This window comes from Streptomyces dioscori (assembly GCF_003024195.1).
GTDB classification, from domain to species: Bacteria; Actinomycetota; Actinomycetes; order Streptomycetales; family Streptomycetaceae; genus Streptomyces; species Streptomyces dioscori.
The window spans coordinates 155616-167754 of record NZ_KZ679052.1; the positions used below are offsets into that span (position 1 = coordinate 155616).

General features: G+C 68.8%; 16 protein-coding genes. 13 read left to right on the forward strand and 3 right to left on the reverse strand.

The window, feature by feature from the left end:
* Positions 1-374: 374 nt before the first annotated feature.
* Complete coding sequence (locus C6Y14_RS32820; protein WP_107020517.1) at positions 375-1184, reverse strand: protein phosphatase 2C domain-containing protein; 810 nt, start codon at positions 1182-1184, stop codon at positions 375-377.
* 2 nt (positions 1185-1186) lie between these two features.
* Positions 1187-2032, reverse strand: a complete 846-nt coding sequence (locus C6Y14_RS32825) for a sigma factor-like helix-turn-helix DNA-binding protein (RefSeq protein WP_107020518.1) — start codon at positions 2030-2032, stop codon at positions 1187-1189.
* A gap of 576 nt (positions 2033-2608) precedes the next feature.
* On the opposite strand from C6Y14_RS32825, the gene C6Y14_RS32830 reads away from it, so the two are divergent.
* The 9 genes from C6Y14_RS32830 to C6Y14_RS32870 all read left to right on the forward strand — a co-directional run bounded on the left by C6Y14_RS32830 (position 2609) and on the right by C6Y14_RS32870 (position 8301).
* Complete coding sequence (locus C6Y14_RS32830; RefSeq protein ID WP_107020519.1) at positions 2609-2875, forward strand: DUF6284 family protein; 267 nt, start codon at positions 2609-2611, stop codon at positions 2873-2875.
* The gene (locus tag C6Y14_RS32835; RefSeq protein ID WP_107020520.1) at positions 2872-3315 is read left to right on the forward strand and encodes a Pycsar system effector family protein; all 444 of its coding nucleotides are present in this window, start codon (positions 2872-2874) and stop codon (positions 3313-3315) included. The genes C6Y14_RS32830 and C6Y14_RS32835 overlap by 4 nt, the downstream gene beginning before the upstream one ends.
* On the forward strand, positions 3312-3608 hold the full coding sequence (locus C6Y14_RS32840; RefSeq protein ID WP_107020521.1) for a hypothetical protein: 297 nt from the start codon (positions 3312-3314) through the stop codon (positions 3606-3608). The genes C6Y14_RS32835 and C6Y14_RS32840 overlap by 4 nt, the downstream gene beginning before the upstream one ends.
* Positions 3605-4486: a DUF2637 domain-containing protein gene (locus tag C6Y14_RS32845; RefSeq protein WP_107020522.1), complete on the forward strand. Its 882-nt coding sequence runs from the start codon at positions 3605-3607 to the stop codon at positions 4484-4486. Before C6Y14_RS32840 ends, C6Y14_RS32845 begins: the two co-directional genes overlap by 4 nt.
* The gene (locus C6Y14_RS32850) at positions 4483-4863 is read left to right on the forward strand and encodes an RRQRL motif-containing zinc-binding protein (RefSeq protein ID WP_107020523.1); all 381 of its coding nucleotides are present in this window, start codon (positions 4483-4485) and stop codon (positions 4861-4863) included. Before C6Y14_RS32845 ends, C6Y14_RS32850 begins: the two co-directional genes overlap by 4 nt.
* 11 nt (positions 4864-4874) lie before the next feature.
* The gene (locus tag C6Y14_RS32855; protein ID WP_107020524.1) at positions 4875-5192 is read left to right on the forward strand and encodes a hypothetical protein; all 318 of its coding nucleotides are present in this window, start codon (positions 4875-4877) and stop codon (positions 5190-5192) included.
* A 2-nt stretch (positions 5193-5194) separates the two neighbouring features.
* A complete protein-coding gene (locus C6Y14_RS32860; RefSeq protein WP_107020607.1) occupies positions 5195-5365 on the forward strand; it encodes a pRL2-8 in 171 nt (56 codons plus the stop codon).
* Between the two features lie 152 nt (positions 5366-5517).
* Positions 5518-7638 (forward strand): P-loop NTPase family protein, encoded by a 2121-nt coding sequence (locus C6Y14_RS32865; RefSeq protein ID WP_107020525.1) that lies wholly within the window; start codon positions 5518-5520, stop codon positions 7636-7638.
* A 204-nt stretch (positions 7639-7842) separates the two neighbouring features.
* Positions 7843-8301 carry a hypothetical protein gene (locus C6Y14_RS32870; RefSeq protein ID WP_107020526.1) on the forward strand — a complete coding sequence of 153 codons (459 nt, stop codon included), beginning with the start codon at positions 7843-7845 and terminating at the stop codon, positions 8299-8301.
* Position 8302: 1 nt separating this feature from the next.
* Here the strand turns inward: C6Y14_RS32870 and C6Y14_RS44280 are convergent, their stop codons facing one another.
* On the reverse strand, positions 8303-8764 hold the full coding sequence (locus C6Y14_RS44280; RefSeq protein ID WP_159074351.1) for a hypothetical protein: 462 nt from the start codon (positions 8762-8764) through the stop codon (positions 8303-8305).
* Positions 8765-8928: 164 nt separating this feature from the next.
* Here C6Y14_RS44280 and C6Y14_RS32875 point away from each other — a divergent pair, with 164 nt between their 5' ends.
* The 4 genes from C6Y14_RS32875 (at position 8929) to C6Y14_RS32890 (ending at position 12060) form a co-directional block, all read left to right on the forward strand.
* Positions 8929-9657 (forward strand): DNA cytosine methyltransferase, encoded by a 729-nt coding sequence (locus C6Y14_RS32875; RefSeq protein ID WP_107020527.1) that lies wholly within the window; start codon positions 8929-8931, stop codon positions 9655-9657.
* Complete coding sequence (locus tag C6Y14_RS32880; RefSeq protein WP_107020528.1) at positions 9654-10562, forward strand: bifunctional DNA primase/polymerase; 909 nt, start codon at positions 9654-9656, stop codon at positions 10560-10562. Before C6Y14_RS32875 ends, C6Y14_RS32880 begins: the two co-directional genes overlap by 4 nt.
* A 221-nt stretch (positions 10563-10783) precedes the next feature.
* Complete coding sequence (locus C6Y14_RS45605) at positions 10784-10906, forward strand: hypothetical protein (protein ID WP_263973112.1); 123 nt, start codon at positions 10784-10786, stop codon at positions 10904-10906.
* Positions 10903-12060 (forward strand): DUF3631 domain-containing protein, encoded by a 1158-nt coding sequence (locus C6Y14_RS32890; RefSeq protein WP_107020530.1) that lies wholly within the window; start codon positions 10903-10905, stop codon positions 12058-12060. Before C6Y14_RS45605 ends, C6Y14_RS32890 begins: the two co-directional genes overlap by 4 nt.
* Positions 12061-12139: the final 79 nt, after the last annotated feature.

The window sequence follows — 12139 nt, forward strand, 5'->3', positions numbered from 1 at the left end:
TCGCTGTGACCTGAGGCGCTGCCTTTTCGTGGAAACGACCCGCTGCCAGAGGTGTGGAACTCGTTCTGGTTCCATAGCTCAGAGGGTTAGGTGAGTAGGTCAGGGGTCGGCCAACTGAGACGGAGCAGCACGAGGGGCCCGGTCCAGTGGACCGGGCCCCTCATCTATCTGCGGTAGCGGAGGGATTTGAACCCTCGGTGACTTGCGCCACACTCGCTTTCGAGGTCTGTTCGCGCTGGTCAGAGCGCGGTATAAGGCCGTTCAACCTCGTTCATTCCCGTACTCCGGCCCGTTGCGTGAACCCTCGTGAACGCCTTCGGACGGGGGTGAATGAGACGGAAACTGAGACGGAGCGCGCGAGTGCTGACCAGCCGTTATCCCCACTCGCAGAAGGCAACGGACGCGTCATCCCCGGACTTGTAGCGCGGCCATCGTTGCCCATGAGGGTCTGAGGCCTCCACCTTACGAACCGCGTCGATCAGCTCGCGCGGCCCCCCGGCGCGGAGCGTCCTGAAGGCTTCGGACCAGGTCGCCATCGAGTAGTCCGTCACGAGGCATGCCGCACCGTCGGACAAGAGCGCGGCGGCGCGCAGATCCTCGGCGGGAGCGCTGCCGGTCAACGCATGTTCTGCGGCTTCGGGCCCGGAAGCCGCGACCCAATACCCGGTCGCCGTGTTGCGGGTCTCTCGCTGCGCGAGCACCAAGCGGCGCAGAGCCTCTTTGTGCTCTGCCGTATTGGTCTCGTACCGATCAACTTCCGCCTTCAACTCCGGAAGGATCTCCTTCACGCGCAAGTCAGTGATCACGGAGAAGCCTCGGCGGCTTTCGAGCACGATCGGGGAGTCAGCCAAGACGAGGTGATCGAAGGAACCTTCGCGCTGTCGGAGGACAGCCACCGTTGCGGACGGGGTTCCCGGATTTCCCAAGTCGCATTCGGGGTGCTTGGCCGCCACACGTTCGAGGGCATCGGCCAAACCGGTCGAAAGTGAGCGCTCCGGGTCAGCCAGTGCGGCCACGAGCTGACTGCCCAGGTGTGCGACGTACCACGGAACGCCGTGGCGGCATCCCGTGTCCAGACCCGCAGTGCTGAGCCCGTCCAGCACGACGGCAAGAGCGGGTGTGCTGGCCACCCAATCTTCGTTGGGGGCGGCTCCACCGGGTCGGGTGTCGATCGCGACGCGCATGCTCAGCCTTCGTGTCGGTACAGCGGAGTGACGCGTCGACTCTCCAGCACTTCGAGCGTTGTCGGGTCGTAGCGGCACGAAATAAGAGTAGAGAAGCGGCGCGTGCGGACCTCTCTGTAAAGCTCTGCCAGGTTGTTCTCCAGGAAGTGAACGACTCCGTTCGCTCCGATGGAGTGGATACCGGCGATGTAGAGGAACGTTCCCTTCCCATCCAGGCGGGGGAGGCGTCCCAGGTAACCGACATCGCCGGCCGACCCGTCCTCATCCTGTGGGGACCGGAATTCCTTCCCGGCCACTTGGTCGACCAGGTGCCACGCATGATCCTTGGCAAACCGAAGGTTGTCGTCCCCTTCGAGCACCTGCGCCACGATCGGGGACAGGCGGGGGCCGCAGACCACGACGTGGTTGTCCCGATTGAGGTTGACGATTCCACTCGGTGGGATCACCTCGTACTGAGTGTCCAGTTTCATGCCACCCAGCAGCTTGCGAAGGTGCTCGAAGTTGTTGAGGTCTTCCCGCGTGACCACCTCACTGGGGTTCTGCTCAGGCGCCTTTCCCGCTTCGTACTTGCCCCCGAGCGAGACCGTAACCAGGTCTGTGCCGAAGAAGGCGCGCTCTGGCGGGGGCCCAGATGACGCGAGCTGACCGACGCGCCCGCGGCTGACGCCGAGTCGCTTCGCGATTTCAGCTTGGGTCATGCCCGACGCCTGCGCCTCTTCGATCGCTTCCCGGCGGATGCGGGACAGCTCGTTCACGTGGCTCTGATACCGCGCCATCAGGTCGATTGCGGCTTTGGCGCGGTCTACGGGGTCCGCGATCCCAGGGACCTGCTCCATGTCGTAGTGCACGACTCTCCGATCATTGCCTAGGGGGGATATCAGACTCTACAGCGAGAGGGGGTTGCGCGCAGCTTCCAGTTTGCCTACCGTACCTATCAAGCGAGACGGCAACCCCCCCTAAGCACTCTAAGGGTGGATCCGTCTTGGGTTTCTGACCTGCAAGAACGCTTAGGGCGGGGACGCTGCAATCCCGCTAAAGGCCAGGTGGAACAGGGCTTCGGCCCGTACTGGCGAGGTGGCCCGGTGACCGCGAGCAACGGCCGGCGTGTGGGGACTAGGTCCCCCTTGCAGTGCTGGTTCTTGTCTCTTCGATCTTCGGGAGTTCTCGTGCGTCAACGAATGCTTTGGGCGTCGCCGTGACGGACCGGCCGACGGCGCCCGTAGGGCCCACCGGTCCGTTCTCGGCTCGCAGCGCCTCGTGCTGCGGCCGGCTGCCTCTCCCACCCGTCCGGGTCCGCTTGCTGCGGGGGCCGTACGGGTGGGAGCGCGGGGAGCCGGAAGTGACTCCAACGGCAAGCGGTCCCCGGGTGGCACCCCGGGGACCGCGTTCGGGCCGTTCCACCCTGCGAAAAGGAACAACGACCCATGGTGTACATCGGTGCTGTTCAGGCGGTTGTTACCGCCGACGAGTTCGACCGCGAGCCTACCGCCGCGGAGCTGGACGCGATTGACCGGGAGATGCCCGTCATCCGGGCGGACATCGACCTGTTGGACGCGCAGATCATCACTTTGGACCGCACGCCGACGGAGCTGGACGCGCGGCGTATCCGGCGGGCCCGCCGACGGGTGCTGGCCGCTCGCCGCACGCTCGCCAACTTCGCCGCGACGCGGGCCCCGGGGGTGTCCGCATGAGCACCGTCCAGACGCTCGCCGCCGCGCATGCGGAGGTGAAGGCGGAGATCGCGCGGACCGACACGAAGACCGGTCTGCTGCTGGCGTTCGTCGGCGCGGTGCTCGCCGGTTCGTGGACGGTCGCCAAGGACGTGCACCTGACCGTTCCCGCGTACGTCGTGGGTGGTCTCGGCATGGGGGCGCTGGTCGTAGCGGCGGGTCTGCTGCTGCGGTCGGTCCGCCCCAACCTGCGGGGCCGCCACGGTTTCCCGCTGTGGGCCACCCTCACCGCTGAGCAGATCAGCATCACCCTGTCCGAAGACCGAGCGGCGGACATCGCGGGGCTGTCCCGTCTCGCGGTCGCCAAGTTCACCGGCCTGCGCCGCGCGGTCGACCTCACCTGCACCGGCGGGGCCCTGCTCATCCTCGCCGCGCTGCTCGCCCTCGGGGGTGCGGCATGAACGCCGACTCCTCCTCTCCCCGGGGCCTCGCCCTGGTGCTGATCGTGGCGGGGGCGCTGGTCATGGTCGCCGCCACCGTCGCCCTGCTCGTGACCCACGAACCGGTCTTGCGGTTCGCGGTCGCTGCGGGCGGGGCCGTCCAGATCCCCGGATGGCTCCTGCACCTTTGGCGGCCCCGGCCGTCGGCCGTGTGGCAGATCGGGCCGGACAACGGCGACACCGACGAATGGATGGGCGAGCGATTCATCTGGGAGCCGGGCGACCGTGACGAGCACGGGAGGGCCGGCCGATGAACCGCAAGGGAAAGATCCTGCTGGTGGCCGCGCTGGTCGCGGTCGTTGCCATGGCCTTTCGGGTCTCCTGGAACGCGCTGCGGGACATCGCGAGCGCGGTCGGCGCCGACGAGACGGCCGCGACGCTCTACCCGTTCGTGGTCGACGGCCTGATGGCGCTCGCCCTGATCGCGACCCTCGTGCTCACCGACGACGCACGGAAGTTCGCGCTACGGGTGCTGGGCACCTACACCCTCGCCTCACTCGTCCTCAACTACGTCCACGGCCTCGTGCCCAAGCTCCACAGCGACACGGGCGTCACGGTCGACTGGACCCGACTCGCCGACTGGGACCCGGCCAACTGGGCTCTCGTGCTGCTCGCCACCTCGCTACCGGTCGGGTCGATCTACTTCGGTTCCGACCTGGTCGCCAAGGTCCTCCACCACCAACCCGCCCCGATCGCGAATGCGGAGGAATCCACCGAGACCGAGAGGATTCGGTCTACGGCTGACCTCGGAGAATCGACGCCCGCGCCGATCACTGCGGTGCCGTGGCGGATGCCCGACCCGGTCACGGTCGAGTTCGTGAAGTCGACCGTCCCGCTCAAGCCGATCCCGGCCGTGGCTGCAGCTCCGGTCACCTCGATCGCCCCGCGCCCTGTGCCTGCTGAGTCGACCCGCCCGCGTCGGGCCACGGGTCGACTCCCGCAGGCCGCCCGGTCGACCCGCCCGAAGCGCACTGCGGCTGAACTGCTCGCTGAGGCGCGGAAGGTGACGGCGGGTTGGCCGGACGGGAAGGTGACGGCTGAGGGCATCCGCCGGGAGGTCCACACCTCCCCGGCCAATGCCCGGATGCTGCGCGACACCCTGCTCGCCGAACGCGCCACCCCGGCGCCGTGAGCGGCGGGGCGTTCGGCAAGTGCTACGACCCCACCGGTGCCCGCCACGGCATACCGACCTTCCCGTGGCGCCACGCCCCCGACGGCTACGCCACCCGCCGCCAACTGAGGGCGTGCGGCCTGCGCCCCGGCGGACAGCCGGTCGCGGCGCAGGTGCTGCGCCCGCGTTACCGGCGGGGCCCGCTGGTCGCCTACCTCTACCGCGAGGACCTGGCCAAGCCCGTGCGGCCGATGACGCCGGCCAAGCGTGCCGCGCTCGCCAAGGCGATGCGCGCCCGCCGCACCTGCCCCGCCTGCCGACGCGACGCGGGATACGTCATCCCGCTCTCACTCGGCACCTGCGTGACCTGCGCCTACCCCGAACCTCCGACAGCGTGAGGAGTCTTTGAATGGGCAAGCCTGATACCCGCCGTCTGGATCGTGAGATCCACAAGACGAACCGCAAGCTGGAAGCGGTCCGCAACGAGGAGATGTGGCCGCTCACCGGCTCCGAGCGCCGCGCCGTGCTCGCCGCCCTCGCGGGTGGCTCCTACCGCGTCGCCCGCGGTAAGAGCACCGACCGCGCGGACCGCAGGCTGGAGACGGTCTATCAGTCCGTGCAGACCCGCCTCATCACGGAACTGAGCGCGTTGCAGGGCGAGCGGCAGCGCATCGTGAGCGAGGCCGCGAAGGTGAAGGCGGCGAAGAAGTCTTCGGGGTGGTGGTGACCATGCCCGGCAAACCGGCGCCTGCGGGTGAGTGCCCGCAGTGCTGGCAGCACGCCCATGACCGGCGCGCACACCGCCACCTGCGCCCCCGCGAGGACTGCCCGCAGTGTGTCGACCACCTGCGCAACGGCTGTCCCTCCCTGGTGCCCGGCAAGAAGTCGCGTTGGTGGTGAGCGCGCCCTTGCCGCCCGCACGTCCCGCCGCCTGAACCGCGCGGCCCTCGCACGCTGCGACGCCCGGGGTGGCCCTCCCTGCCGCGGACCAGGCCACCCCGGTACTCCCACGAACTCCCGCCCCGACAGGGGCAGTCAGGAGCAGTTCCAGCATGTCTGAGAACGTCGTTCACCTGCACAAGAACCTCGAACCTGCCGACGAACCGGCGGCTGTGACCACGTTGACCGTGGTCCCCGACCCGGTACCGGCGCCGATCGTGCCGCTGTGGGTGCGCTCCGGCCGTGCCGTGAAGACCGCCGTCACCCACGAGCGGACCAAGACCGCCGCCCGCGCCGTCGTCCGCCACGGCCTCTACACGTTCAACGGGGGCCGGATCGTGGCGCGCCGCACGTGGGACGGCAAGACCGGCTCCCGCTACGAGCGGATGCTCCGCGCGGCGGAAGCCGCCGGGAACTATGAGGTGGCGGAGGAGTGGGAGGAGCGGTTGCAACGCTTCCGCGAGGCACGCCACCGCCGCCGCATGGACCTGCTGCACTCCCCGGTCGACGTGGCCAAGGGGATCGCGGTCGGCACCGGGATGGGCATCGGAACCCTGGTCGCCCTCGGAGTCGTGATGGCCATCAACAACGGCGAGATCAAGGACGTCATCACCCCGCTCGCCGCAACGATCGACTTCATCGGCCTCCTCATCCATATCGTGCAGGTGGTGTGGGGCCCGGCCCTGACGATCGGCCCGTTCCTCGCCCTGCTTGCCCTGTGGGCCGTCGGCAGCAAGCAGCAAGCCGCCCCCGCATGGGCCCTGCCCGACAACATCCGATCGAGCGAGGGCGAACCCATCACCCCCTCGATCGTCGTCAAGGCCCTACGCGACCTCGGGGTGCCCGCGCTGCGCAACGCCATCAAGGAGATGGGCGACGCCGGCGCCTCGATGCTCGGGCCGATCCGGATCGCCGGATGCGGTGTCGAGGTCGACGTCACCCTGCCCTCGGGGGTGTCCACGAACGAGGTGCAGAACCGGCGCCGCAAGCTCGCGGAGAACCTGACCCGGCACGAGCACGAGGTGTTCATCACCATCCCCCAGGCGGCGCGGACGGTGCGGCTGTGGGTGGCCGACTCCGGCGCTCTGGATGAGCCGATCGGTCCGTCTCCGCTGGTCACCGACGAGACGATGACCGCCGACTACGGCAAGGGCCGCGCGCCGTGGGGGCAGGACCTGCGCGGAGACGCGGCAGCGCTGAGCCTCTACCAGCGCCACCTCCTCATCACCGGCCTGTCCAACCAGGGCAAGACTGTCGCGCTGCGCTCGCTCGCCCTGTGGCTGGCGCTGGACCGGTCGGTGGAGTTCCTGCTCGGTGACCTCAAAGGCGTGGGTGACTGGGCCATGTTCGATGGCCGCGCACGGGTGCTGATCCAGGGTCCGACGGATGAGCACGTGATCCAGGTGACCGAGATGGTGGAGGGCGCCGTTGAGGAGATGAACCGCCGGATCCAGGCCCCGCCCGGCACGGTCTTCCCCGCCCTGATCGTGCTGGTCGATGAGGCGCAGATGGCGTTCATGTGCCCGGCCAAGGACGAGGACAAGCGACCGTACGGCGGGTCCAAGGCCAACTCCCGGTACTTCATGGCCGTCCGCAAGATTCACAACCAGGGACGGGCGGTCAACGTCCTGATGTGGCAGGGCACCCAGGACCCCACCGATCAGAACCTCCCCAAGCTGGTCCGCGAGGGCGCGCACACCCGCGCCTCCCTTGCGCTGGGCACCGAGTCACAGGCGCGCATGGCGCTGGGGGACAAGGCCGTTGACGGCGGGGCCGCCCCGAACATGCTGCGTCCCGGTTTGGATCAGGGAACGCTGGTCGTCGCCTCCTCCGGTATCGACATCCCCGCCGGGCAGGCCGCCATCACGGTGCGCACGCACTACATCGACGACGACGCCGCCGTGGCCATCATCGAGCGGGCCAAGGCTCTGCGCGACGGCGTCACCACCCTGCACGCCATCGAGCAGAGCGACCAGGACCGTGACCCGCTCGCGGACATCGCGGCCGTGGTCGGCACGGCGGAGCGGGTGCGTACCAAGGACGTCGTCGCCCGGCTCAGCACCCTCAACTCCGGCGCCTACGGCAAGTGGTCGTTCATCGACCTCAAGCGCGTTCTCGACGGCACCGGGGCCGAGCCGTACAAGTCCGACGGGGTCATGGTCGTCGGCCGTGACCGGCTCGCCCGCGCGCTCGCCAACCGCGACGACACGGGTTCCGCTTCTGCCGCTGAGTGACAGGGAGTCGACCGGTGGCGGGGCAGGGAGGCAGGGAGAACTCCCTGACCCCCTCCCTGACCCGCCTCCCTCCACCTGACCTGCACAAATGATCGTTCAGGGAGGCAGGGAGGCACCCCAGGTCAGCCCCCGAAAACCCCCTCCACAGCGCACCCCCAAGGGGATGCCCGAGCCTCCCTGACCCACCGCCGGAAGGGATTCCGCATGTACCCCGAACACCCCGGTTACCTGCCCGCCGAACGGGCCGTGACCGTCCACCAGCCCACCCCCATCACCCACCCGCCGGCCGCTCCGCTCGTGCCCATGCAACCGGGCTCCGTCCCCGCGGTGGCGAGCGTCGTCCTCCCGGACGGGCGGGTGGTCACCGGCTACGCGATCAGCCCCATGCAGCCCGAGCCCCTCGCCGCCAAACCCGCCGTCTCCCGTGCTGCGGTGAACGTCGCGTTGGGCGGGGTCGGGTTCCTCGCCGTGTGCGGCGGTCTCCTGTTGCTCACCTCGTTCATCGCCGCGCTGACCGCGTTCATCACCCAACTCATCACCCTCGCCGCCGTGATCTTCGGCGGCTGGATCGCCGTACAGATCCTCGGCACGAGCGGCCACAGCGGCGGGGCCACGGTCAACATCCGCAAAGCCGTGATCAAACGCAGTCATTTCCATCGCTGATTCACAAAGCAGTTTCCGGTTTGCTGTTCCAATGAGTCACGATCCCCGGATAAAAGCTCGGGTTATCTCGGACCGCATGCACGAGAGCGGGGCAATCATGGCGCATCTCGGTAGCAAAAGCTCGCCATCCTTCGTACCCGAGAACTGCCGGGGTGACCGCAGTCGTCATCAGTCCGTAGTCGATCGAGTCGGCCAGAATGTTGACCAAGGCCATCACTCGGGCTCGCTCTTCTGGATCCTGCGGGATTGGTGCACCGCCGTAGATGCAGTCGTAGAGCGACGGGTGCGCGGCTATGAAGCCATCAACCTGGTGTAGCCGCTCAAGGCCGTTATAGGTGGCCGTTGCTCCGGCAAGCCCATTGTTGGTTCTTGTCTGGCGTGCGAGTTCCCGCGTCTGCCAGGCAGTGATGAGTAATGACGCCACCACGCCGATGGGCGCGATCATCTCGAATGCTTCGGTCATTTCAGTCCCCCCAGATCGAAAGTACCGGGGCATTACCCGTAACGAGTGATCAGGTAACTGATCGCGTCTCGATGACCAGAAACACCAAGGGCGGCCCCCGTCTCGCCAAAGTCCGGGGCCGCCCTTGTCTCCAGTCCTCAACAGACCTGTGGAGGTCTCCCAGCATGACGCAACCCACCGACATCCGGCGAGGGCGCGGCGAACGGCCGCGTGTGCTGGACGTGTTCTCGTGCGCCGGTGGGGCCGGTGCCGGCTACCACCGGGCTGGCTTCGCCGTAGACGGTGTCGACATCGCCGACCGCCCCAACTACCCGTTCCCCTATCACCGGGGCGACGCGCTCACCTACCTCGCCCACCTCATCGTCACGGGTGAGATCCGCCGGTACGCGTTCGTCCACGCCTCCCCGCCCTGCCAGGACAAGTGCACCCTCACCGTGGGCACTAACGCCTCGCAGGGATGGGGTGGAACGCATGTGGACCTGGTCGAGCCGACCCGGGCCCTGCTCGATCGGACCGGCCTGCCCTACATCATCGAGCAGCCCAACGGCCGCGCGAAGATCCGCAAGGATCTGACCTTGTGCGGCGAGATGTTCGGGCTCGGGGTCATCCGGCACCGCAACTTCGAGTTGGGCGGCTGGAGCGTCAACCGGCCGGCGCACGTCGCCCACCGGGGCCGCGTGCGCGGGTGGCGGCACGGCGAATACTTCGACGGCCCGTACGTCGCCGCGTACGGCAACGGCGGCGGCAAGCCGTCCGTGCCGGAGCTACAGGCCGCGATGGGCATCGACTGGACGGACGTGCGCGAGGAACTGACCGAGGCCATCCCGCCCGCCTACGGCGAGTGGATCGGCCGCGCATTCCTCGCCCGCACGGCGCAGGGGGTGGCGGCGTGAGTGCGCACCTGCTGAACGCGGCCCTGTCCGCCGCTGAGCGCGGCTGGCACGTCTTCCCGCTCCGTCCCGGCAGCAAGCGCCCCGCCCTGCACGGAGAGACCGCCTGCCCCCGTACCGGCCCCTGTGCGAGCGGGCACCGCAAGTGGGAGCAACGGGCCACCACCGATCCGGACCGTATCCGTGCGGCCTGGTCACACGGGCCGTTCAACGTCGGTATCGCCACCGGTCCCTCCGACCTGGTCGTCATCGACCTCGACATGCCCAAGAACAAGAGCAACGACAAGACCAGTGAGGGCACGCCTGACGGCGTGACGACCTTTGAGGCGCTCTGCGAGCGCACCGGCCGCGCCGTCCCCGACACCTACCGCACCCGGACCGCGAGCGGCGGACAGCACCTGTACTTCACCGCCCCGGCAAGCGTGCGGCTGACCAACACGGCAGGCACGATTGCCCCGTTGGTCGACACCCGCGCATGTGGCGGGTACGTCGTCGCCGCGGGCAGCATCACCCCCGCCGGACCCTACGAAGCCGTAGGCGGCTCTGTGGCGGCCCCGGTGCCCGGATGGCTGCTGAGCATCCTTCAACCCGCCCCCAAGCCCGCACAGCCCCCTACAGGGGTCGTAGCGGGGCAATCGCGGCGATACGCGGATGTAGCACTCACGTGTGAGGTGCGGAACGTGGCCACCGCCGCGGACGGCACCCGCAACTCCACCCTGCTCAGGGCCGCACGGGCTCTGGGACGGTTCATCGCGTCCGGCGACCTCCCTCGATCGGTGGTCGAGGAGGCTCTTAGAGGAGCGGCGGGGGCCAACGCCACACAGCCCCAGCGCTACTACGACGACGTGATCCGCCGCGCCCTGGACTGGTCGATCACCCACAACGCGCCCCGGGGCAGGGCCGCATGACCAACCCTCTCCCCTCTAAGAGCCACACCCGACACCCCACCGGCCCGCCGGCCGCCGAACCTGCCGGACCCCCGACGGCCGTGAGCGACCCGAAGGGCGTCGCCGAAGGCGTCCCCACTGCCGTTGGTTCTGACCCGCAGGCCGGAGACGACCGGTACCCGATCGCGTGGTTGACCATCAGCACTCCGTACCGCGCGGTGCCCATCGCAACGTCGTGGTGCATGTGCGGCCGTGACCGGCACGCCACCGGAGACGCCGACGTGTGGGCCCTGATCGCCGACCACGAAGCGCACCGCGACACCTGCCCGCTCCGCACCACCCAGGAAGGGAGGGCCGCCGCATGAGCGACACCATCGACGGCGCGACGCTGCTCAACGAGGTGGAAGCCTTTCACCGCCGCTTCAACGTCTTCCCCACCGAGGCCGCCTACGTCGCCGTGGCGCTGTGGGACGCGCACGCCCACCTGCTCGACTGCTTCGACTCCACCCCCCGCCTCGCCTTCCTCTCCCCGGAACCGGGGTCGGGGAAGTCCCGCGCGCTGGAGATCGTGGAAACCCTCGTTCCGCAGCCCATGACGGCCGTCAACGCGTCCGCCGCCGCCCTGTTCCGGTCGGTGTCCGGGGTGGACGGCCGGCCGACGATCCTGTTCGACGAGATTGACACGATCTTCGGCCCGAAGGCAGGGGACAACGAGGAACTGCGCGGATTCCTCAACGCCGGTCACCGCCGGACCGGGGTCACCTACCGGTGCATCGGCGACGGCGGCAACCAGAGCGTGCAGGCCTTCCCGTCCTACTGCGCCGTCGCGGTTGCCGGACTCGGCTCGCTCCCAGACACGATCCTGACCCGCTCCATCGTCATCCGGATGCGCCGACGAGCACGCAACGAACGCGTGGAAGCCTTCCGGGCCCGCCTCCACGAGGCCGAGGGGCACAAGTTGCGCGACCGGCTCGCCCAGTGGGCCGAGCACAGCCGGGGGTTCGTCATGGGCGCGTGGCCGCAGATGCCCGACGGGATCACCGACCGCCCCGCCGACGTGTGGGAACCCCTGCTCGCCATCGCCGACGCCATCGGCGGGGACTGGCCCCGCCGAGTCCGGGAAGCGTGCGTGACGCTCGTCAAGGCAGCGCAGTACACCGACAAGCACAGTCTCGGCATCCGCCTGTTGACCGACCTGCGCGACCACGTCCTCATCGGCATGGACCGCCTGCCCACCATCGCCATCCTGGACCGGCTCAACGCCCTCGATGACGCCCCGTGGGCCGACCTCGACGGCAAACCGCTCGACAACCGGCGACTCTCCCGAATGCTCGGGGAGTACATGACGGCCGACAACGAGCCGATCCGCTCCCGCAACATCCGCACCGCCGGCGGCATCCTCAAGGGCTTCCACACCAGCGACCTCACCGACGCGTGGGCCCGCTACTGCCCCCCTCCCCAGGAAGCCGCTACATCCGCTACGCCGCTACAGGCCAGCTCAGAGGCCCTGAATCTGTAGCGGCACCGAAGCGTGTAGCGGCTACGCCCACCACCCCGGAATCCGGGCGTAGCCGCTACACGCCACCCCTCCGCTACAG

Coding starts and splice junctions, on each gene's coding strand:
- C6Y14_RS32820 (WP_107020517.1), bottom strand. CDS start 1,184: ATGCGCGTCGCGATCGACACCCGACCCGGTGGAGCCGCCCCCAACGAA.
- C6Y14_RS32830 (WP_107020519.1), top strand. CDS start 2,609: ATGGTGTACATCGGTGCTGTTCAGGCGGTTGTTACCGCCGACGAGTTC.
- C6Y14_RS32835 (WP_107020520.1), top strand. CDS start 2,872: ATGAGCACCGTCCAGACGCTCGCCGCCGCGCATGCGGAGGTGAAGGCG.
- C6Y14_RS32840 (WP_107020521.1), top strand. CDS start 3,312: ATGAACGCCGACTCCTCCTCTCCCCGGGGCCTCGCCCTGGTGCTGATC.
- C6Y14_RS32845 (WP_107020522.1), top strand. CDS start 3,605: ATGAACCGCAAGGGAAAGATCCTGCTGGTGGCCGCGCTGGTCGCGGTC.
- C6Y14_RS32855 (WP_107020524.1), top strand. CDS start 4,875: ATGGGCAAGCCTGATACCCGCCGTCTGGATCGTGAGATCCACAAGACG.
- C6Y14_RS32860 (WP_107020607.1), top strand. CDS start 5,195: ATGCCCGGCAAACCGGCGCCTGCGGGTGAGTGCCCGCAGTGCTGGCAG.
- C6Y14_RS32865 (WP_107020525.1), top strand. CDS start 5,518: ATGTCTGAGAACGTCGTTCACCTGCACAAGAACCTCGAACCTGCCGAC.
- C6Y14_RS32870 (WP_107020526.1), top strand. CDS start 7,843: ATGTACCCCGAACACCCCGGTTACCTGCCCGCCGAACGGGCCGTGACC.
- C6Y14_RS44280 (WP_159074351.1), bottom strand. CDS start 8,764: ATGACCGAAGCATTCGAGATGATCGCGCCCATCGGCGTGGTGGCGTCA.
- C6Y14_RS32875 (WP_107020527.1), top strand. CDS start 8,929: ATGACGCAACCCACCGACATCCGGCGAGGGCGCGGCGAACGGCCGCGT.
- C6Y14_RS45605 (WP_263973112.1), top strand. CDS start 10,784: ATGTGCGGCCGTGACCGGCACGCCACCGGAGACGCCGACGTGTGGGCC.
- C6Y14_RS32890 (WP_107020530.1), top strand. CDS start 10,903: ATGAGCGACACCATCGACGGCGCGACGCTGCTCAACGAGGTGGAAGCC.